This is a genomic window from Acinetobacter sp. YH12099, from assembly GCF_013419195.1.
Taxonomy (GTDB): Bacteria; Pseudomonadota; Gammaproteobacteria; order Pseudomonadales; family Moraxellaceae; genus Acinetobacter; species Acinetobacter towneri.
Genome location: NZ_VPAP01000027.1, coordinates 1 through 20,521 on the forward strand (window position 1 = coordinate 1; position 20,521 = coordinate 20,521).

Consider the following 20,521-nt stretch of genomic DNA (forward strand, 5'->3'; position numbering starts at 1 on the left):
CTGCCATATTGGCAGGACTCTCGATTTTACTAAATACTCTTCAACTGCTCTCAGAATATTCAATAGATGAACTGAATGAAATCGCAACCATTGCACTAGGTACCTAAAGATGTGTAGATACCTATGCAAAAGTCGGTGCAGGTACGCGCGCTGCGTTTAGCAGGTCTGCATGCCGAAGAATTAAAACCACAGAATGCTGCAACACAGCTCATTTTTCATATTCATGGCGGGGCTTTTTTTCTGGGTTCGTTAAATACCCATCGAGCATTTTTGAGTCAAGTTGCGGCACGCACCCAAATGCAAGTGATTCATGTCGATTATCCGCTTGCACCTGAGCATCCTTTTCCACATGCTTTGGAAGCCGTGTTTGATGTCTATCAAAGTCTGTTGGCGCAAGGTATACACGCCAAAGATATTATTTTGTCAGGAGATTCTTGCGGTGCAAATTTAGCGTTGGCGCTAGCTTTAAAAATACGTGATGAGCAATTGCCGCAAGTGAGTGGCTTAATGCTGCTGTCACCATTTTTAGATTTAACCCTCACCAGTGAATCCTTGCGTTATAACAGCAAGCATGATGCCCTGCTGTCAATTGAAACGCTGGAAACAGGCATTGATTACTATGTACCGCCTGAACTTGATCGGGCAGACCCGCAAATTTCGCCATTGTTTGATGATTTACACGAATTACCACCAGTTTTAGTACAAATTGGCTCTAAAGAAATTTTGCTGGATGATGCAACACGTTTTAAAGAAAAAGCCGAACAGGCAGGCGTAGAAGTGCATTACAAACTCTACACGGGTATGTGGCACAATTTTCAAATGTTTTCACCGTGGTTTGAAGAAGCCAAACGTGCATTGGCAGATTTAGCAGAGTTTGCACATCGGCAAGATCAGAGCTAAGTTCAACCATAACAAGGCTTTGCTAACCAACCCTTTTAGCCGATCCATCTATATAAAAAAAGCTCAGCACCCTCAAGGCACTGAGCTTTTTTTATTGAAATAGTGGGTTAAATCGCCTGAATTTTTTGCATCGCATTGGCAACAGCTTGGTCTTTAAATTCCGACATACTCACCCCTTCAGCGCGAATAATTTCTACATCATTCACCCCTGTAAAGTTGAAGATGGTTTTCAAGAAATCTTCCTGAAAATCAGCAGGGCTATTATCACCATACACACCGCCACGGCTGCTGGCGATATAGGCTTTTTTCTCACCCGCCAAACCTACAGGCCCTTGCTCGGTATATTTAAAGGTTCTTCCCGCCACGCTAATGCGGTCAATCCATGCTTTTAAGGTTGAAGTCAAACCAAAGTTATACATGGCTGCACCCACCACCACGACATCGGCATCAATATATTGCTGGATGATTTTTTCACCTAAAGCCGCTTGTTCTGCATCCTGCCCCATTAAAATTTCGGCAGTTAAGTGCGGAATCGGCTGTTGTGCCAAATCTAAATAATCGACCTGTGCATTGCTATTTTTTGCAGTCAATTGTTGCACAATCGCTTGGCTTAACTGACGTGAAACTGAGTTTTCACCTAAAATACTCGAGTCGATGTGTAAAATTTTCATGGGGATGTTCCAATCTTGTATTCATTTAATAACGCTATTTTAATCGTGCAGCGTAAATAGAATAATTGGGAAAACTAAGACACTATGTTTTATTTTTGGAACAAAAAAGACCACTTTACCGCACAAAAACTTCCGCAGTATTTTTCCTAATCCTGCTTTTTCCAAGTCATTTTGCTGGTTTTTGATAAGGCTCTAAATAATTGACCCACATTGCTTCTTGTGATGCGGCGTGTACCCAAGCGCGCATAGCAGGATGCTGCATCACCCGCTGCATATAGTGTTGGCTGTTGGCACTTACAGGCAAGGCATAAGTCATAAAACGCGTCACCACAGGAGCATAAAACGCATCGGCAATGCTAAATTCACCACACAAGAAACCATCTGCTGCAGGACGTGCCGACCAAATGTGTTCAATGCGTGCCACATCCTGCCTTAAACCCGAATGTTCTTGCCATAATTTTGTACCCACTTCTGCTAAATTGGCGCGAATATTCATGCCACATAAACTGCGTAAATCGGTAAAACCACTGTGCATTTCTGCGCTGATGCTACGCGCCCAAGCGCGTTGCTGTACATCACGCGGCCAAAGTGCCTGTTCAGGATATTGCTCTGCCAAGTATTCACAAATGGCGAGAGAATCCCAAATCAACATGCCCTGATCTAACAAGGCAGGCACTTTACCATTGGGGTTAATTTCTAGGACACGTTGTTTAAAATCGCCCTCACCACGCTCGCATGGAAAGTTCAGTTGTATTTCTTCAAAAGCCAAATCAAACGCCTTCAGTACCAACCACGGGCGCATCGACCAGCTCGAATAATTTTTATTGGCAATATACAGCTGCATCATGGCGATGACTCCTGTGTGGTTTGAAGTTGCTGCAGTTGATTTAACAAGGTGCTTTCGTTAAACGCACCCGTTAAACGCAGACTGCGAATTTCTTGTTGTTGTGCATCCAAAAATAAAAAGGTAGGTGGCCCTAAAATTTCCCATTTATTCAGCAAAGCTTGATGACTGGCATCGTAATGGCTTAAATCGAGTTTAATTAAATAAAATTCTGCAAGTACCTGTTTTACAGTGGAAGATGTCAATACCTGTTGCTCAATCGGACGGCACGCCACACACCAATCGGCATAGACATCTATAATCATGCGCTGATTTTTCGGAGCTTGGGCAAGTAACTGTTGTAATTCCGTTGCAGTCGTTGCACGGTGCCATTCTAAAACCGCATCGTTTTCCTGCTGCCAAAAACGCTGGCTGTGTTGATATTGGTTATAAATCAGATACGGCACCACCACCAATAACGCACTCAGATAAATCGCCCGCAGCGTACCATGATAGCCACTCAAACGATGCAGCACATAGCCGACAAAACCCACTCCAAGTGCCAAACTAAGCCATTGCATCCATGCTTCACCCAATAACGGACGAATAAAATACAATGCCAATGCCAACATAATAAAGGCAAACAGCACTTTGACTTGATGCATCCACAAACCTGCGCGTGGCAAAGCTTTTGCCCCAAGCACACTGGCCAACAATAACGGCGTACCCATGCCAAACCCGAGCGTAAATAGCAGCAACGCCCCCTGCATCTGACTTTGGGTTTGTGAAATAAACAATAACGCCCCTGCCAATGGCGCAGTCATGCATGGGCCGACCAAAAGTGCCGACAACATGCCCATGAGTGCAGCACCTGCCAAATTGCCGCCTTTTTGCATAGATTGCACCTGATCGAGTCGATTGACCCAAGCACGTGGTAACTTGATCTCAAACAGTCCAAACAAATTTAAGGCAAACAACACAAACAGTAAACTAAAGGCAATTAAAGTAGCAGGTTGTTGTAACCAACGCTGAAAATTCAAACCTGCGGATGACGCAATTAAACCCAATATGGCATAAACCATTGCCATGCTACAGACAAAAACCAGAGTAATCGTCCACGCTTTGACACCTTTATGTTCACGCACCAACAAGGAGGTCAAAATGGGCAACATCGGCAAAGAACATGGAGTAAAGGCCAATAAAACCCCTAAACCAAAAAACAGTAGCAAGCCATAAGCAAATGAACTCTGTGCCAGTTTTTCTGACCACATTTGATCTTGTGCAGTGATGGGTTGCGCTGTCGCAACACTTGTTGAGGATGCTAGCGTGGAGTTGGCAGGTGTTGTCGAAAACACATTCTGGGTTGGGTTACTGTGTCCACCCCACAGATTTTTTTGTGCTGCGCTTTGATTGTCTAAAATCACCAAACCAGTGCTGTCTGTCTGAAATTCAATGCGCTGTGGTGGATAACAAAGTCGATCTTGCGCACAACCTTGCCAGCTCACTTGATAGCGCTGTGCAGCCTGCGTGGGAATTTTAAAACTGACTTGTTGATAATAAACCTGAGTATGTCCATAGTTTTCATCATAAACATCTTCTGCGGGAGGCAACTCTAAAGCCAGTATTTGCTGTCCATGCTCAACCTTAAATTGATGCTGATACAAATAATACTGTTCAGGCATGTTCCAGCGCAGTTCGGCTTGTTGGGGATTGACCGATTCAACGCTAAACTGAAAGGCTTGTTCGGGTGGGAGTAAAGGTGCTTCTGCGTGTAGGCTTAGCGAACACAATAAAAGTAGACTTGCGAGCAGACAAGATAAGCCCCTATTCATATAGCGAAAAATATCAGCCATTAGATCAACAGCAGCTTGCCAAAAGGTCTGAAATAAGGACTGCTTCATGTTCTGCTCGCCTCGGCATGAACTTTATTAGGATGAAAACGAATCTGCAGCAAGCTTGATGAGTTTAGCCTGCTGCAACATACAACGTATTTTAAAGCTTTAAATGGTTTAAATGGCTTAGAACAAGAACGCCATACCTAAACCTGCATGGTAACTTTTATCTGCACCGTCTAAATCTACACCGACACTGGCATCCAGCTGAGTGCGTTCATTCAGTGCGTAAATCACCCCCGAAGTTAAGCCATATTCATTGTCCTGACTTTCTGCTTTACGATAGACCAATTCTGAAAAACCTGACCATTGATCGCTTAAACGATACTGAATATTGGGAATTGCTGTAACCGCCCAATCGCTATTTTGCACATCGTAACGCATGTTGATGCCTGTTTTTAACAGCTCACTGTATTGATAGCTGACTGCTGTACCCAAGCTATAAATATCATCTTCTTCGCTAAAGCCATCATTGCCTGTGGCAATTAACGCTTGCAACAACACGGCCATAGAAAGTTTGTCATCATTTAAGTCAATGGCTTGTTTCAAACCAATGCTGACATCGCCCAAACCATCTTCTTCAACCGATTGACCTGCGGTTTTGCTTTTACTCCATGCAGGACCTTGCCAGCCCAGCTGTAACTCTAAATCTTGCGCCAAACCTGTACGTAACAGCATGTCAGCATTAAGGCGAGTGGTTTTAACTTTTTCGCCCGAAGCATCGTTACTTTCTTGATAACTTGCACTTGGCAAAGCTTGTTCCCAAGCCAACTTCCCTACAGGTGTAATACCCGTACTCACTCCTGCACCAGGACGATCAAACTCAAAATCTGCCGCGCTCACCTGCATGCTGATGCCTGCCGCCACGATTAACCCAACTGTTTTTAATACTGACATATTTTTATCTCTGCTCTTAGGTCAATTCTTTGCTCATTTTTGCGCCATAACGACGCAACAATTCTAAAGTCTGTTGTTCTTCTGGCAAAGCATCCGACCACTGAATTTCATCAAAATCACAATCAAACAATAAATCACTAATCGAAGATAAAATGGTTAAACCATCTTCATCTTTGCTGTTTGGATCGACTTTTTCATCCAATAAACGCTGCACTGCAGGAACACATGCTGCAGAAGCTGCATCCCACAATGGGCCGTAAATTTCTTCGGCATCCCATAAGTGCAAATTCACTTTGGCTTGAATCAATGCCTCTAAAATATCTAAATGCACTTGCAAATCTTGCTGTTTTTGCTGTTCTGTGAGTGGCTGACCTGCTTCGTATGCTTCGCAGACTTTTTCCCACCATTGAAATAAACCATCTGACCAGACTGAAATCACAGGGCCTTTTTCGGCATCCATAAAGTTAGGGTCTAAACCGTCTGCCAATAGGCGTTGCACTTGGGCAAGGTCTAATTCTTCTATTGCTTGCACCAAGACTTGTTGTTGCGCAGTTAACATGCAGAGAGCTCTCTTATTCAATGTTTAATTTAGAACTATTATGCCCAATAAAGCGACATTTGTATGAGATAAATGTCAGCAAATCGTGAATTTAGTGCATTGGCTACATGCAAACACAAAAAAGCCTCGCAAAATTTGCGAGGCTCTTGGAATCTGTCTGATCCTTATTCGTCGTCGCCACCAACATCTGTATCTACAAATTCTGGGCGAGCACCACGAGGATTTTCATTTTTCTCAAACGCATGTTCTAGGCTGCGTTTTAAACGGTCAATCGCACCGTGAATGGCTGTATCAATATTATGACCACGATGATTCACAACCACTGGTTTTAGACCTGCTGGACGTGCTTCAATCATACAACGAATATCGTCATCACCGCCTTTTTCACCATTTTCATCACTAAAATGCACTGAAAAATGGGTAATACGCTCACTGTGGCGTTGGAATTCATTATTCAGTTCTTCACGAACGTAACTAATTAATCGATCACTGTTTTGAATGTTTTTATCGGTACGGATTTCAATGTTCATGATTTCATCCTCTTGCGTTCGTTATTTCTGAATCTTGTTGTGCCAAAATCTTACACATAATTTTATATATACGTTTTGGCGTGTTTATAATGTGCTGTTTTTACAGCATAAAGTACATCTTCAACTTAGTTTGGAATCACTTCCTCCTACGTGAATGATGAACACTTTTAATTCTGCAGAACCGTGTCCCTATACCTTGAATATCGGGCCTATCTGAAAAATATGCAAGCGATATTTATAGAAAAGCAGCAAAAGAATAACCCTTTTATCACCAATTTCAGCTTAGATGTTCAATAAGCGATCAATTTGGATAGCACTACGTTGTTCAATCTATTGCCAATGAGAAACTTGATGCTTTTAAAGGGTTTAGTCACACCTGCAATATTCACCTTTACATTTTAACCATTGGTTTTAAATCGTTTAAAAAGCATTCAACCCAAAAGCTGATAGAAAACACCCCAAAATGACCCGTCAATAATCGAATTTTGCTTTATTTTTGCTAAAGAATCTGTATCCTTGAAACGCTTTTCTTGGGGTCTTATTTTATGAAATTTACACATATTGCTGCGCTATGCGCTCTCTCTACTGCTGCAACTTTTACGCAAGCTGCGCCAGTTTGGCAAGATTTTAGCATTACAGGTTTATATGGTGAGAATTATGCTCATCCTGTTGGCATGGTTGATGATTTAGAGCAAACCACTATTACTGCTGAATATGCTGCTGGATTGAAATACGGTGATTTTTTTGCCTTTGCTGACCGTTCAAACAATGATGTAGATGGCAATGACACTTACTTTGAAGTATCACCACGCTTAAGCTTAGGCGCTGTTTCTGGTCAAAAACTTGCCTTTGGTCCAATTAAAGATGTTTTAATTGCAACCACTTGGGAAGGTGGCGAAGGCTTTAACAATTACCTATACGGTATTGGTTTTGATCTTGAGCTTCCATATTTCAAATATGCGCAATTGAACTTCTACAAAGCAGATAATGATAAAGATATCTCTCAAGATGATTATCAAATGACGTTTGCTTACGGTCTTCCATTTAAAGTCGGTGCTGAAGACTTTTTAGTAGATGGTTTCCTTGATTGGTCTACTGCAGAAGATGACCACGCCAGCGAACTCAACTGGACTACACAATACAAGTGGAATGCAGGTAAACATATCTCTCCAAATACACGTTTATACGTGGGTATTGAACATTCTGTCTGGAATAACAAATACGGTAACAAATCTGGCATTAACCAAAATGATGTTAGCGCATTGGTCAAATACCACTTCTAAGCCAGCCTGATCTCTATTCAAAAAAGCAAGACTATGGTCTTGCTTTTTTATTGGTCGTTAAAATTTTTTAATTTATATTCAGGTATAAAATTAGCATGCGACTCATTTGTACTTTACTCAAAACTCCGCTACATTTACTTTAAATTTCAAATAAAAAGCAATGTGACTTCACATGCAAAAAACTGATTTTATTATTCTGCTATTTTGTGCCATTGCCGCAATTTTACATGGCATGAGTGGTTTTGGTTTTCCCATGCTTAGCACCGCTGCAGTGGCGATGTTATATCCACTCAGTACTGCGGTTGCTTTGGTTCTGATTCCCTGTTTGCTTCTCAATATCTACATGCTGCGGGGCGATGCCACACAATCTATATTCAGCAGTTTATATGGCTACTGCAAAAAATATTGGGGTTTAATCTTCAGTGCGCTGATTGGCAGCTATTTGGGCGTCAGTTTGCTGCTCATTCTGAACGAAGGTTATTTAAAATTGGCAATGGGCGTACTGATTTTATTGTACGTGGCCGATCAATTTCGACAACGTCCTTTGCAAATTTCTGCCTCACTCAAAAATATGCTGATTTTTGGTTTGCTGGCAGGTGTGATTGGTGGTGCGACCAATGCCATGGCACCATTTCTAATGATGTATTTACTCAGCACTCAACACAGCAAAACCGATATTGTGGTGATTAGCAACTTAAACTTTATTATTTCCAAACTCATTCAATTGGCAGTTTTATATCCAGTAATTCAACAGTTTAGCCACATACAATTAAAAGTTTTAGCCCTGATTTGCATCATCTCTATGCTGATGGTGTATATCGGCAGTCTGATTCGTAAACAAATTTCCCAGACATTATTTAAGCAGATTGTATTTACGTTATTGGGTTTTATGGCACTTTACGCGATTGCTCAAGGATTATTCATCATCCAAACATCACCTGCTTTATTGATATAAATCAGACCAATAAACATAACAAATGGAAAATTATTTAGATTTTTTTTGGCTTAAATAATTATTTACACCTATAATTAAGACCAGCTTAAAAAACAGTCTATTCAGACTGCTTCGGTCGTTTGCATCGACCAATCTTCCCTCTTTTCTTTTAATTCCTTTTGACGGAGTGAACTTCTATGGAAAATAACCATATAGAAGTGCCAGCCAATATTAAGCGAAAAGAACTGATCAAGACCTGGGTGATTGTTGCAATTGCAGCCCTGCTCTCTTTCGGTTTATACAATGTCTTGCCCTATGATGAAAATGCAAATAAGGGTCTAAGTCTGTTGCTTTTTATTGGTATTTTATGGCTCACCGAAGCTGTACACATTACCATTACCGCACTTTTGGTGCCGGTGCTTGCCGTAATTTTGGGCATGCCTGTTGAAAATGCCAGCAAAGTGCTTGAGCCAATTAGCACCAGCAAGGCATTGGCGACTTTTGCCGATCCTGTTATTTTCCTGTTCTTTGGTGGTTTTGCTTTAGCAACTGCGCTGCACATTCAGAAACTGGATCGTAAAATTGCGATGTGGATTATTTCCATGTCGGGCGGTCACTTGGGGATTTCGGTTTTATCTATTTTTATCGTCACTGCTGCGTTGTCGATGTGGATTTCCAACACAGCCACGGCGGCGATGATGTTACCGTTGGCACTAGGTTTGTTATCACACCTCGATGCCACCAAAGAGCGTAAAACCTTCGTTTTCATTTTATTGGGGATTGCCTACTCTGCCAGTTTAGGTGGTTTGGGTACGTTGGTGGGTTCGCCACCAAACGCTATTGCAGCCAAAGCATTAGACTATGACTTTGCTGACTGGATGAAAATTGGTTTACCAATGATGCTGATTTTGCTACCAGCAATGTTGGTCAGCTTATATTTGGTATTGCGTCCAAATTTAAATCAAAAAATTCATTTTGAAACTGAAGTAATTCCTTGGACCAAAACCCGTGTTGCAACGATGATTTTATTCGTATGTACTGCAGTGGCGTGGATTTTCGGCAAGAAACTTAGCGAAACCTTTGGTATTAGCCAACCCGATACATGGACTGCATTAACTGCTGCATGTTTAGTGGTTATGCTAGGTACTGCGTCTTGGAAGCAAGTGGCTGAAAATACCGATTGGGGCGTGTTATTACTGTTTGGTGGTGGTTTAACTCTCAGTGCGATCTTAAAAGATTCAGGCGCATCTTTGGTATTGGGTCAAACCCTTGCCAATACCTTTGGTGATACTTCGCCATTGGTAGTGATTTTTGCGGTGACCATCTTCATTATTTTCTTAACTGAATTTACCAGTAATACAGCGTCTGCTGCGTTATTGGTTCCTGTATTTGCTGCAATTGCAGACCAAATGGGTATTCCAAAAGAAATTTTAGTGGTGATTATTGGTATTGGTGCATCGTGTGCCTTTATGTTACCTGTGGCAACGCCACCAAATGCGATTGTATTTGGTACAGGTCAAATTAAACAAAGTGAAATGATGAGTGTGGGCATGGTGTTGAACGTCATGTGCGTATTTATTATTTCATTATTTGTATATTGGTTCTTTAGTTAAGGATCAATAAAAAATGGAGCACAAGATGCTCCATTTTTTTCGCCTCAATTTTAGAATATTTTTAATCATCAAATCATTACCTAAATAAATTCGCTATACTCAGGACATAATAATTTAGACACAATGAGGAGGGTTAAATGGCTAAGTTTTTAAATACGAGCGCGACCAATTTTTTCTTAGAAGAACTGATAAAAAATGCCAAAGAAAGGTTAATTTTAATTAGCCCATATTTACGTTTAAATGACCGTATTAAAGAGTTACTTGAAGATAAAGATCGACTCAAAATTGATATTCGAATCGTTTATGGAAAAAGTGATTTACATCCTGATGAAATAAAATGGATGCAAAAACTTGATTTTGTTCGGCTCAGTTTTTTTAAAAACTTACATGCTAAATGCTATCTCAATGAATCTGAATGTATTATTTCTAGTCTAAATCTTTATGAATTTAGCCAAATTAATAATAACGAAATGGGCATTTTGATTCGCAAATATGAAGATCAAGATGTCTTTAAAGATGCTTATGAAGAAGCGCAACGTATTATTCGTATTAGTGATGAAGTTAGAATTAGTTTAGATGAAGTGAAAGCCGAACCAACAAATGAATCTGTTGAAGAAACCAATGACAATAATGTTGGTAAATTAACATCATCTAAACTTGCAGCAAAACATAAAATGAAAACCAATGAATTGTTGGCTCATTTTACCGAAAAAGGCTTATTAAATATCAATGATGCTGGAAAGCACATACTCACTCAACAAGGCAAAGACGTAGGTGCAGAATTTAAAACCAGTCAATATGGTGGATATTTTTTATGGCCTGAAAATATTGAATTATAAACACCAATCAAAATTACAATAAAAAGCATCCATTACTTTTTTGAAATAATGGATGCTTTTTCTAAATTAAATCAGCTTAAACCGCCAAATCGGCTAAATTACCTTTTTGCTCTAACCACACTTTACGGTCTGCAGAGCGTTTTTTAGCCAGCAATTTATCCAATAAACCTGCGGTAAAATGACTATCATCCAAATCCAATTGCACCAAACGGCGTGTATTTGGATCCATCGTGGTTTCACGTAACTGACTGGCATTCATTTCACCCAAACCTTTAAATCGGGTAATTTGCGGATTTTTGGTTTTGGCTTTTTTCAGCGTGTTTTCTAACTCATCTTCATCCAGCGCATAATGCACATCTTTACCGTCATCAATACGGAATAACGGCGGCATGGCGACGTATAAATGCCCATCTTCCACCAAACTTGGGAAATGTTTCACGAATAAAGCACACAGCAAAGTGGCAATGTGTAAACCATCTGAGTCGGCATCGGCCAAAATACAAACCTTACCGTAACGCAATTCAGATAAATCATCACTACCTGGGTCAACCCCAATCGCAATTGCAATATCGTGTACCTCCTGCGAACCCAAAACCTCGTCCGAAGACACTTCCCACGTATTTAAAATTTTTCCACGAATTGGCATGATCGCCTGAAAGTTTTTATCACGCGCTTGCTTAGCAGAACCACCTGCAGAGTCACCTTCTACAATAAACAGTTCCGATTCTTCACGGGTTTGTCCCACGCAGTCGGCTAATTTACCCGGCAAAGCTGGGCCTGAAACGATTTTTTTACGTTCTACTTTTTTCGCTGCTTTTAAACGACGACCTGCTTTGGAAATTGCCATTTCTGCCAATTGCATGGCAATGTCAGAATTTTGGTTTAACCACAAGGCAAAGGCATCTTTGGCGATATTCTGCATAATGCTTGCCGCTTCACGGCTCGATAAACGCTCCTTGGTCTGCCCAGAAAACTGCGGCTCTTGGAACTTTAACGATAAAATGTAGTTAACCCCATCCCAAACATCTTCGGCAGATAGCTTTAAATTGCGCGGCAATAAATTGCGTAATTCACAGAACTCACGTAAAGCATCGGTCACACCAGAACGTAGTCCATTGACATGCGTACCGCCTTGCGCAGTCGGAATCAAGTTGACATAACTTTCTTGAATTTGCTCGCCGCCTTCTACATTCCAGCAAATTGCAAACTCTGCACTGGCACGCTCTGCCTCACCTGTCGCCACAAAAGCAGGGGCAGGTACAATCTCTCGATCTTCCAGCTCATCCATCAAATAGTCGACTAGACCATTTTCAAACTGCCAGACAATTTTTTCATCGTTAATTTCATCAATGTAATGAATTTCTAAACCTGCAGCTAGTACCGCTTTGGCTTTTAAATTGTGTTTTAAGGCTTTTAGCGCAAATTTAGGTGAATCGAAATATTTAGCTTCAGGCCAGAAATGTACCAACGTACCCGAAGCACGTTTTGGGGCTTTGCCTTCCAAGACTTCTAAAGGTGCAGCAGCTTCGCCCTGATCAAAAGCCATTTTATACAGGTTGCCCTGACGCTGTACGGTCACTTCAACCCGACTGGACAAGGCATTCACTACAGAAATACCGACCCCGTGCAAACCACCCGAAAATTGGTAGTTGTCGGTGCTGAACTTACCGCCTGCATGCAGCTTGGTCAGAATAATTTCAATCCCGCTTTGCCCGTATTCTGGGTGAATATCGACAGGCATACCACGGCCATTGTCTTCTACCGACAAAGAGCCATCTTTATAGACTTTTACGGTAATTTTATTGGCATGCCCTGCAAGTGCTTCATCCACCGCATTATCAATAACTTCTTGCGCCAAATGGTTCGGACGTGTGGTGTCGGTATACATGCCCGGGCGACGACGTACTGGATCTAAACCAGATAAAACTTCAAGAGATTGAGCGGTATATTGAGACACGTTGTACTGTTTCCTTAAGCTAGGGAATCCGATAAAAATTGCAGTAACATCGGAATTTTGTCTGCAAAATCATCCATGGCATGATTGCCGTGCGCTTCAGTCATGATCATGGCCGAAGGTGAGGCAGCACTATAATAACGCTGCGCTTCACGATAATCCAAAACTTCATCGCCTTGTTGCAATAACACCAATATTTTGTCTGCATCTTGCGCAACTGGCAACGCAATGTCTGCTAAGTCATCCAATTGCGCTGCAGTTAAGCTCCAGTTCGGATGTACCACATAGGGCAGCACATCGCCAAACAAGTCCTGAAACAATTGCCATGGTCGCATAGCAGGGTTAATCACAACAGCAGGCACATGATGCTGTGCGACCAGTTGTGTCGCATAAAAGCCGCCTAGACTGCTGCCCACCAATGCCACATTGGGCAAACGTCGAATCAATGCCGATACGTTTGCCAAAACCTCTAAAGGTGGAGCATTTAAATCGGGCAAATGCATCTGAATACCAGGGCGATGCTGCTGCACATAGGCATACAATAGCTGCCCTTTCATAGACAAAGGACTACTTTGAAAACCATGTAAATAAATTAAATTCATGCGCGACATTTCTTAGTAACACCATTCAATTTTTGGCTGATACAGCACTTATTTTGCGTTTTTAATTTAATTTTCATGGAAAAATGCAATTGTTAGACAAAAAGATGCGAACATCTTGGCAGTCATCGGTATTTTACAAGTAGTTCAAGATGAACACGATAAAATAAAAGTATCGGGTTTGGTGACAATTCATCTAAAAATTTGCAGTTCTGTAAATTCATGAAATGCCAGCAGACCCTTGAGTTTATACCGCGAACCCAAGTAAAAATAAAGCGTTCGGTATATGGGAACACAAGGGGCAACACAGTATGCCAAGTTTAACACCGCTGCATGAAACGTATTGTAGATGGGATCGTACACCTCCAAGTCAGGCCGATATCCTAGAAGGCTTGGCACAGTTGGTCAGCACGCGCCTGAATGCCGTGATGAGCGAAGTGATTCAAACCATTCAGCGTGAAGTTTTGCTCAGCGTATTTGGCATGAGCGAACAACGCTCGCAAAAGTTTCAAAAAACCGCAACTTTTCAAAAGTTGTATAAGTTTGCCTTCCACAGCTTACAACAATACGGCTATCACTTTGTTGCACCAGGTTTACGTCAAATCATTGCGCAATTTCCCAACTTACATGACAAAGCACTCACGCCAAGCCTGCATTTTTTAGTCGGTGTACTGAATGGCGTACTGGGAGATTATCTACTCGAACAGCAAAATCCGCTCGCCTTACCTATGGTGCTCTATGACCATTATGGCGAAGTCCAACAAGGCGATTTGTCTGGACGTGTGGTAATTTTTGTGCACGGTTTATGCCGCAATCACCTCGATTGGACTACACACCAATTTGGTGGTTTTGGTGAAAAATTACTGGCACAACGTGACCATAACACCATGTTATATCTGAATTACAATACAGGGCGTCGCATTTCTGCCAATGGCCGCAGTCTTGCCAATACCTTAGATGATTTAATTCAGCGTCATCCTAAAATTACCAGTATTGATTTAATTGGGCACAGCATGGGTGGCTTGGTGTCGCGCAGTGCGCTGTTTTACGGCAAGCAAAATTTGCAGCACTGGATTCACTTGGTCGAAAATCTGGTCTGTTTAGGCTCACCACATCACGGAGCAGTGTTGGAGCGTTTTGGTTTCCATTTACAGGAAAAATTAGGTCGCTTTCCCATTGTGAAAATTGTCGGGCATCTGGTCAATATTCGCAGCAACGGCATTTTAGATTTGCGCTATGGCAGTGTGCGAGATGATGACTGGGAACATAATCAGGCACGAATTGGACAGGTCGATGACAACCGCAAACCTGCACCTTTGCCGACCCATATTAATGCTTATTTCGTGGCAGGCAGCATTGAGTTTGAGAAAAAGCAGAACCTGACCCGCAAAGTCATTGGCGATTATTTAGTCAGTATAAAAAGTGCTTTGGGGGAACATCCTAACCCACGTTTTCAATTAAAACTGCCTGAATCGCACAAAGCTGTGTTCTATGGTCTGAACCATTTTCAGTTGCAATATCATCCGAGTGTGGCTGAGCAATTGGTGAAATGGTTTTATCCTGCGCATGAAGAAGTGCCAGAGCAGCAAATTCGTGAGTTTATTGGTGATTGGTCAAGCTTAGAAGGCATCGCGCTCACCTAACATAGTCTAAACAGTTCAAAATACGCTACAACACGATGATTTTTAGATAGATTATCAACAGATACACAAAAAAAATGCGCCATCGCAATTTTATGGATGACGCATTTTTATCAATTCAGTGAGCAAGTAGCCCGAATTTATTTTTTCTTCACTTTGCCAAATGTAGTCGATGCCACAAACGGATAGTTACGCAGCAATTGCCATAAACTGATGAGTGCCAACACGCTAAAGAACAGCAATGACCACACGGGTAAAGACTGCCCCAAGAACGTCCAATCAATCACAGCACATTCACCTGAACCCGACAGCACTTGTTGCAACACAGCTTTCATGGGTAAAGCATCTACCAAATAATCCAGTCCTGGGCCGCAGCTTGGCACTTGATCAGGCGGTAAGTTTTGCAGCCACACATGCCGTGCTGCCACACCCACCGACCATAAAATTCCAATACTGCCGAACAGCGCATAAATACGCTTAACCACGTTAGATTTAGGGTTATGCACAAAGGCAATCAGTGAAACCAAGCCCAATGCAATTAGGCCCACCCGCTGAAAAACGCACAGTGGACACGGCGCTAAACCTTGCACATGCTCCAAATACAATGCAAATGTCATCCCAATGACACTGGCTAAAAATAAAACACCACTTAGCAGACGATAACTCAATTGCATGTTTAAATCCCTGAACTGTTATCTATATTGTGCGACATAGTCTGCAAAACTCAGACCTTGTGCTTGTTCAAGTTGTTGTTGTTGCTGAATAGATTGCACTGCAATTTCATCAAAATATGTTTGTGTTTCAGGACGAAGCGTATGTTGTTCATACGCATGTGCATGTTGCTGTGCCATATAACTGCCAAAGCCCCACGTACCACCATGACGAATAGTATCGGCAATCATGTGTGCCGACAGAGTTTCATCGACTTCATGCAAACGCACCATCATGCGTTCTAAAGCTTGAGAATACAGCTGCGTCGCATAACTTTGGTCGAGTAAAGCAGCCAAAGGTTGCATGGCGGTGACATACTGCTGTCCCCACGCTTCAATTGGGGTTTTAACATCGCTCTCTTGAATGTGCGCATTTGGCGCACGCCCACGATTGACCACTTCGGCCTGATTTTTTTCGATGATGCTTTGTTCCGCATCTAACAAGGCTGGGCTGTCTTGCAACAAACAATACAATGCTAAGACTTCCAAAAAGCCTGCGGTATGTTCATCTATCCCAATTGGGCTATACGGATTAACATCTACCGCGCGTAATTCGACATAACCAATACCACGATTGGCAAGTGCTTGAGATGGGGTTTCACCCTCTTGTGGCACTTGTTTTGGGCGCACTAAACTATAGTACTCATTTTCAATTTGCAGCACATGGTCATTAATTTGAATTGGCTCACCCGTGGCATCATCTAAACCTAAGCGGCTAAATGGCAAGTACGGGGTTTTTACGGCTTTTTGCAAACCATCCAAATAACCCGTTAAATCATTGTAATGAATACCAAGTTTTTTCTGCGCCGAGTTTTGATAGCCAAAGTTACCCATACGCAATGCAGTCGCATACGGTAAATACAACGTGCCTCTTAACAACGGCAGCAAATGATGTTCACGCCCCGTCATAAAACACTGACAAACCGATGGACTTGCACCGACTAAAAACATCACCAATGGTGTTAAACGAATAAAGTTACGAATTAAACCTAAATAACGATGACTACGATAATCTTGCAAACTCAGTGCTTTGAGCTGCTCATCACTTTCATGTTGTTGCAAGGCGGCAAATAAATGTTCAGGGAAGGATAAATTATAATGCACCCCTGAAATGGTCTGCATACGGCGACCATAGCGCACACCTAAACCACGGCGATACAAAGTTTTAAAGCGCCCAATATTGGAGCTGCCATATTGCGCCAGTGGAATACCGTCATCGGTTTCATCAAGCATACATGGCATCGACAGCGGCCAAAGTTTTTCACCTTCGCCTAAGTGCTGATGCACCACGCTATGAATATCTCGCAAATAATCAAGCGCGTGTTGAATGCTGCTTTGCGGTGGAGTAATGAACTCCATCAACGCTTCGGAATAGTCCGTAGTAATATGCGGATGTGTGAGTGCCGAACCCAAGGCTTGAGGATGTGCTTGCTGCGACAAGAAGCCATCGCTTTGCATACGCAGACTTTCGCGTTCAATCCCGCGCAACATCCCTTGAAGCAACGCAGCGTCTACCCATGTTGGTAGAACATCTTGCGCATTTGGTTCGGGTTGACTCATTACACTCTCGCTTAATCCAATACACTACAAATACGACATAAACCACAGGCTGATTTTGGGTCGGTGGCAATTTTCTCTATCATGCAGATGATCTGAGATGAAATTGCTACCGTTCAAGTATAACTTGATTTGGCATCAGCACATGCGCTTGGGCTGTTTTTTCTAACAAAATGATGATTTTGGGGCATGCTGACATTTTATAAAGTGGTCAACGTCAATAAATTTTAATTTGGCAATTTTTTATCACAAAGTTGCACTATAAGACATGCTAAATTTGTGATTTTATAATCAAAAGAACAGAGGTAAATAATAAAGCGTATGAATTATCAAGATTTTTTAGATTTTTGGTTTTCTCCTGCTGCAGAACCGAACTGGTTTGTCAAAAGCGCAGAATTTGATGCCCTGCTCGCAGAAAAATTTACCGATGTACTGCAACAAGCGGCACAAGGAGAATTATGGACATGGCGCGAAACACCTGCAGGTCGTTTGGCTGAAATCATTATTTTAGATCAATTATCACGTAATTTATACCGTAATGACCCGCGTGCCTTTGCCCAAGATGGAATGGCCTTGGTGTTGGCACAAGAAATGATTCACTTAAAATTGGATCAGGACTTAAACCCAACCGAACGTCGTTTTCTATATATGCCGTTTATGCACAGTGAATCCAAACGTATTCACGAAGTCGCATTAACGTTGTTTGAAAGTTTGAATGACCCCACCGTGTTGGGCTATGAACTGAAACATAAAGTGATTATTGACCGTTTTGGACGTTATCCACATCGGAATCAGGTGTTGGGACGTCCTTCGAGTGCAGAAGAACTTGAGTTTTTAACCCAACCCAATAGCAGTTTCTAACTGGCGAGCTTGTCTTGGCTGGTTGATGTGTACAGGAGCTTTCACATGAAATATTCCCTACTCGGTCTTGCCCTTGCCAGCAGTTTGCTGTTTACAGGCTGTGCCACGACATCCTCTAAACCTCTCAGCTTTGAGCAGTTGGGGCAATACAGCACCACACCACTGAATGCGCAAACCTATCGGATTAGTTTTTTAGCGGGTCATAACATGAGTTTTGGCACTGCAGAAGAAATTACTTTGGTGAAAGCAGCACAAACCACGCAGCAACACGGTTTTCGCTTTTTTAAAGTTTTAGATGATCCGAGTAACCGTAGCCAGAAACCACCTAGACAAGCCGTGGTTTACCCTGCACCAAGTTACTATCCGTATAGCTATTCGCCGTATGGATATTATCATCGTCGCGCACCATTCTGGCCTGACCCATTCTATGATATGCCGCAAGTGGTGACCCTCGATCCGACTCAAGTGTCTTACACCATTCAGTGTTTTAAAGATCAAAAATCTGCACCTGAAGATGCCTTTGATGCGAGCCTAATTTTACAATCACTGGGGGCAAAATATGGTTTAAGTCCCACAGGACAACCATTACCCCCACCAACCTCTGCCCCTGCCGCGCCCTAATGAGATAAGGATGCCTGCATGAATACAGCGTCTGACCACACTTTAGCGAGCAGCTCGCAGCATAGCTCTCCGAGCCTGCAACGCAGTAAACGCTTTGCCACCATTGCTTTAGTGATTGCCGTGCTGGCATGGCTGGCATTAATGCTGACCGCAAAATTACTGCCTGAATATACGTGGTTGATTCACATACTAATGCTGTCTGCCGAAGCAGGCGTGGTCGGTGGTCTGGCAGACTGGTATGCGATTACGGTGCTGTTTCGCAATCCTTTTGGCAAAATGCCAATTCCTAAATTCTTACGTGATCACACCGAAATTATTCCACGCAACAAAGACCGTATTGCCGAGTCGATGGGGCGTTTCGTACAGGAAAACTTTTTATCGCCCCAAGTGGTACAAAAAAGCCTGCACAGCACTGACTTATCTTTATCCGTGGGCAAATGGTTGGCGAATCCACAAAATAATGCGCAAGTGACCCAAGTCATTCAGCAGACTGTACCGAAAATTTTTGAATTTGTCGGGCAAGAACAAATTGGGCGCTTTATTCAAAGCAACAGTGTGCAATGGGTTCGCAACACGCAGGTCAACCACTTGGCCAGTGAAATGCTGCGTGCGGTTTTGGAAAATGACTTTCATCAGGATGTGCTGCAACGCGGTTTAGACCTTGCCCATGACTGGATGCTGAAACATCCTGAAAAAAGCCGTGAATTGACCCGTCAATTGTTTAAAGAGCTTGGCGTGTGGAAACTGGCCAAAGGTGCGAGCTGGATTGGAATTGATGTGCAGCAACGCACCATAGATTCTTTACTGCAACGGGTCGAATCTATGTTGGCAGACCCTGAACACCCTTGGCGACAAAAAATTGAAGAGGCTGGGCAACAACTGATGTTACAACTGGCAGATAACAACAGCAGTGCCAGTCTACGTCTAAATGACACTAAAAATGCCCTATTAGACAGTCCACAAGTCTTGAATTTTATCAGTGGTGCAGTGGTGATTCTCTGCAATGCGATTAAGGAAGATTTACAAAAACCTGATTCGGGAATTGCACAAAACCTGCGTGTTGCTATTCAGCAAGTCGGTGAAAATATCATTGCCAATACCGCAGTACGTCAATTACTGAATGAAAAAATGAGTACGATTGCGGTGAACTTGTCAGATCAATATAGTGAAAAAGTAATTCGCTTTATTAGTGAGCGCATTCATGAATGGGACTCGCGCGAAATGATTGGCAAAATTGAAAACGAAGTCGGTGGTGATTTACACATGATTCGGGTCAATGGTGTAGTGGTAGGTGCATTTATTGGTCTGGGATTGGGGATTATTCGGGCATTGGTGGAGTTGATTTGAGGCGAGTCTTTTATTTCACCCCATTACTTTGGCTTGAGCAAACGATCTGGTTGCTGAGTTAATGGCAGCTAAACTTTGTTATTTTCTATTTTTCGGGTTGTAAATTTAGGCAAAATTTATTATCTTAAAAATAAGGTCGCCTACCATACTTACGCATGAGTAGAAAAGGGATTTAAACTATAAATTTATAGTCATCAAATTATGTCTGAAATTTAATTTTCTTAAGTATCAACTCGTTTGGTTCTTAGCATTTAAACATGCGTTGCTAAAAGTCTTAAGACACCAAAAAAT

Annotated in this window: 18 protein-coding genes and 1 pseudogene; 9 read left to right on the forward strand and 10 right to left on the reverse strand. The window is 42.2% G+C overall.

What is annotated here, in order from left to right; genetic code table 11:
- Positions 1 to 120: 120 nt before the first annotated feature.
- Positions 121 to 900 (forward strand): annotated as a pseudogene (locus FTU39_RS12260) (alpha/beta hydrolase); the annotation flags it as partial.
- A 107-nt stretch (positions 901 to 1,007) separates the two neighbouring features.
- Here FTU39_RS12260 and FTU39_RS12265 read toward each other — a convergent pair.
- The 6 genes from FTU39_RS12265 to FTU39_RS12290 all read right to left on the reverse strand — a co-directional run bounded on the left by FTU39_RS12265 (position 1,008) and on the right by FTU39_RS12290 (position 6,272).
- The gene (locus FTU39_RS12265) at positions 1,008 to 1,571 is read right to left on the reverse strand and encodes an FMN-dependent NADH-azoreductase (RefSeq protein WP_096901633.1); all 564 of its coding nucleotides are present in this window, start codon (positions 1,569 to 1,571) and stop codon (positions 1,008 to 1,010) included.
- 166 nt (positions 1,572 to 1,737) lie between these two features.
- Positions 1,738 to 2,418 carry a glutathione S-transferase family protein gene (locus FTU39_RS12270; protein ID WP_131261214.1) on the reverse strand — a complete coding sequence of 227 codons (681 nt, stop codon included), beginning with the start codon at positions 2,416 to 2,418 and terminating at the stop codon, positions 1,738 to 1,740.
- Positions 2,415 to 4,247, reverse strand: a complete 1,833-nt coding sequence (dsbD, locus tag FTU39_RS12275; RefSeq protein WP_180052245.1) for a protein-disulfide reductase DsbD — start codon at positions 4,245 to 4,247, stop codon at positions 2,415 to 2,417. The genes FTU39_RS12270 and dsbD overlap by 4 nt, the downstream gene beginning before the upstream one ends.
- Before the next feature lie 165 nt (positions 4,248 to 4,412).
- Complete coding sequence (locus FTU39_RS12280; protein ID WP_180052239.1) at positions 4,413 to 5,183, reverse strand: transporter; 771 nt, start codon at positions 5,181 to 5,183, stop codon at positions 4,413 to 4,415.
- 16 nt (positions 5,184 to 5,199) lie between these two features.
- Positions 5,200 to 5,742, reverse strand: coding sequence for an ankyrin repeat domain-containing protein (locus tag FTU39_RS12285; protein ID WP_167846411.1), 543 nt, complete (start codon positions 5,740 to 5,742; stop codon positions 5,200 to 5,202).
- Between the two features lie 164 nt (positions 5,743 to 5,906).
- Positions 5,907 to 6,272 carry an HPF/RaiA family ribosome-associated protein gene (locus FTU39_RS12290; protein WP_004974190.1) on the reverse strand — a complete coding sequence of 122 codons (366 nt, stop codon included), beginning with the start codon at positions 6,270 to 6,272 and terminating at the stop codon, positions 5,907 to 5,909.
- Between the two features lie 545 nt (positions 6,273 to 6,817).
- On the opposite strand from FTU39_RS12290, the gene FTU39_RS12295 reads away from it, so the two are divergent.
- From FTU39_RS12295 to FTU39_RS12310, 4 genes are all read left to right on the forward strand, one after another.
- A complete protein-coding gene (locus tag FTU39_RS12295; protein ID WP_154320176.1) occupies positions 6,818 to 7,555 on the forward strand; it encodes an outer membrane protein OmpK in 738 nt (245 codons plus the stop codon).
- Positions 7,556 to 7,727: 172 nt separating this feature from the next.
- The gene (locus FTU39_RS12300; protein WP_004974188.1) at positions 7,728 to 8,510 is read left to right on the forward strand and encodes a sulfite exporter TauE/SafE family protein; all 783 of its coding nucleotides are present in this window, start codon (positions 7,728 to 7,730) and stop codon (positions 8,508 to 8,510) included.
- Positions 8,511 to 8,686: 176 nt separating this feature from the next.
- Entirely contained in the window at positions 8,687 to 10,102 is a 1,416-nt protein-coding gene (locus FTU39_RS12305) for a DASS family sodium-coupled anion symporter (protein WP_004974185.1), read from the forward strand.
- A 137-nt stretch (positions 10,103 to 10,239) separates the two neighbouring features.
- Positions 10,240 to 10,941, forward strand: coding sequence for a phospholipase D family protein (locus tag FTU39_RS12310; RefSeq protein ID WP_180052240.1), 702 nt, complete (start codon positions 10,240 to 10,242; stop codon positions 10,939 to 10,941).
- Between the two features lie 76 nt (positions 10,942 to 11,017).
- On the opposite strand, the gene parE is transcribed toward FTU39_RS12310, so the two are convergent.
- Together parE and FTU39_RS12320 are read right to left on the reverse strand one after the other, a co-directional pair.
- Positions 11,018 to 12,898, reverse strand: coding sequence for a DNA topoisomerase IV subunit B (gene parE / locus FTU39_RS12315; RefSeq protein WP_004974183.1), 1,881 nt, complete (start codon positions 12,896 to 12,898; stop codon positions 11,018 to 11,020).
- A 14-nt stretch (positions 12,899 to 12,912) separates the two neighbouring features.
- On the reverse strand, positions 12,913 to 13,497 hold the full coding sequence (locus FTU39_RS12320; protein WP_179988760.1) for a YqiA/YcfP family alpha/beta fold hydrolase: 585 nt from the start codon (positions 13,495 to 13,497) through the stop codon (positions 12,913 to 12,915).
- A gap of 308 nt (positions 13,498 to 13,805) precedes the next feature.
- Here FTU39_RS12320 and FTU39_RS12325 point away from each other — a divergent pair, with 308 nt between their 5' ends.
- On the forward strand, positions 13,806 to 15,137 hold the full coding sequence (locus tag FTU39_RS12325; RefSeq protein WP_154320171.1) for an alpha/beta fold hydrolase: 1,332 nt from the start codon (positions 13,806 to 13,808) through the stop codon (positions 15,135 to 15,137).
- A gap of 137 nt (positions 15,138 to 15,274) precedes the next feature.
- Here FTU39_RS12325 and FTU39_RS12330 read toward each other — a convergent pair whose 3' ends face one another.
- Both FTU39_RS12330 and gshA read right to left on the reverse strand, forming a co-directional pair.
- Positions 15,275 to 15,808 (reverse strand): disulfide bond formation protein B, encoded by a 534-nt coding sequence (locus FTU39_RS12330; RefSeq protein WP_004974176.1) that lies wholly within the window; start codon positions 15,806 to 15,808, stop codon positions 15,275 to 15,277.
- Between the two features lie 18 nt (positions 15,809 to 15,826).
- The gene (gene gshA, locus FTU39_RS12335) at positions 15,827 to 17,404 is read right to left on the reverse strand and encodes a glutamate--cysteine ligase (RefSeq protein WP_096901506.1); all 1,578 of its coding nucleotides are present in this window, start codon (positions 17,402 to 17,404) and stop codon (positions 15,827 to 15,829) included.
- A 318-nt stretch (positions 17,405 to 17,722) separates the two neighbouring features.
- On the opposite strand from gshA, the gene FTU39_RS12340 reads away from it, so the two are divergent.
- Genes FTU39_RS12340 through FTU39_RS12350 form a run of 3 tightly spaced genes read left to right on the forward strand, consistent with a single transcriptional unit; the run spans position 17,723 to position 20,230 of the window.
- Positions 17,723 to 18,262 (forward strand): DUF924 family protein, encoded by a 540-nt coding sequence (locus FTU39_RS12340; protein WP_154320169.1) that lies wholly within the window; start codon positions 17,723 to 17,725, stop codon positions 18,260 to 18,262.
- A 45-nt stretch (positions 18,263 to 18,307) separates the two neighbouring features.
- Positions 18,308 to 18,883 carry a hypothetical protein gene (locus tag FTU39_RS12345; RefSeq protein WP_180052241.1) on the forward strand — a complete coding sequence of 192 codons (576 nt, stop codon included), beginning with the start codon at positions 18,308 to 18,310 and terminating at the stop codon, positions 18,881 to 18,883.
- 18 nt (positions 18,884 to 18,901) lie between these two features.
- Positions 18,902 to 20,230, forward strand: a complete 1,329-nt coding sequence (locus tag FTU39_RS12350) for a DUF445 domain-containing protein (RefSeq protein WP_131261223.1) — start codon at positions 18,902 to 18,904, stop codon at positions 20,228 to 20,230.
- The last annotated feature ends 291 nt before the right edge of the window (positions 20,231 to 20,521 follow it).

What these genes read in the sequence shown, in the direction of transcription:
- FTU39_RS12265 (WP_096901633.1), bottom strand. Translation starts at nt 1,571, where the DNA reads ATGAAAATTTTACACATCGACTCGAGTATTTTAGGTGAAAACTCAGTT.
- FTU39_RS12270 (WP_131261214.1), bottom strand. Translation starts at nt 2,418, where the DNA reads ATGATGCAGCTGTATATTGCCAATAAAAATTATTCGAGCTGGTCGATG.
- dsbD (WP_180052245.1), bottom strand. Translation starts at nt 4,247, where the DNA reads ATGGCTGATATTTTTCGCTATATGAATAGGGGCTTATCTTGTCTGCTC.
- FTU39_RS12280 (WP_180052239.1), bottom strand. Translation starts at nt 5,183, where the DNA reads ATGTCAGTATTAAAAACAGTTGGGTTAATCGTGGCGGCAGGCATCAGC.
- FTU39_RS12285 (WP_167846411.1), bottom strand. Translation starts at nt 5,742, where the DNA reads ATGTTAACTGCGCAACAACAAGTCTTGGTGCAAGCAATAGAAGAATTA.
- FTU39_RS12290 (WP_004974190.1), bottom strand. Translation starts at nt 6,272, where the DNA reads ATGAACATTGAAATCCGTACCGATAAAAACATTCAAAACAGTGATCGA.
- FTU39_RS12295 (WP_154320176.1), top strand. Translation starts at nt 6,818, where the DNA reads ATGAAATTTACACATATTGCTGCGCTATGCGCTCTCTCTACTGCTGCA.
- FTU39_RS12300 (WP_004974188.1), top strand. Translation starts at nt 7,728, where the DNA reads ATGCAAAAAACTGATTTTATTATTCTGCTATTTTGTGCCATTGCCGCA.
- FTU39_RS12305 (WP_004974185.1), top strand. Translation starts at nt 8,687, where the DNA reads ATGGAAAATAACCATATAGAAGTGCCAGCCAATATTAAGCGAAAAGAA.
- FTU39_RS12310 (WP_180052240.1), top strand. Translation starts at nt 10,240, where the DNA reads ATGGCTAAGTTTTTAAATACGAGCGCGACCAATTTTTTCTTAGAAGAA.
- FTU39_RS12320 (WP_179988760.1), bottom strand. Translation starts at nt 13,497, where the DNA reads ATGAATTTAATTTATTTACATGGTTTTCAAAGTAGTCCTTTGTCTATG.
- FTU39_RS12325 (WP_154320171.1), top strand. Translation starts at nt 13,806, where the DNA reads ATGCCAAGTTTAACACCGCTGCATGAAACGTATTGTAGATGGGATCGT.
- FTU39_RS12330 (WP_004974176.1), bottom strand. Translation starts at nt 15,808, where the DNA reads ATGCAATTGAGTTATCGTCTGCTAAGTGGTGTTTTATTTTTAGCCAGT.
- gshA (WP_096901506.1), bottom strand. Translation starts at nt 17,404, where the DNA reads ATGAGTCAACCCGAACCAAATGCGCAAGATGTTCTACCAACATGGGTA.
- FTU39_RS12340 (WP_154320169.1), top strand. Translation starts at nt 17,723, where the DNA reads ATGAATTATCAAGATTTTTTAGATTTTTGGTTTTCTCCTGCTGCAGAA.
- FTU39_RS12345 (WP_180052241.1), top strand. Translation starts at nt 18,308, where the DNA reads ATGAAATATTCCCTACTCGGTCTTGCCCTTGCCAGCAGTTTGCTGTTT.
- FTU39_RS12350 (WP_131261223.1), top strand. Translation starts at nt 18,902, where the DNA reads ATGAATACAGCGTCTGACCACACTTTAGCGAGCAGCTCGCAGCATAGC.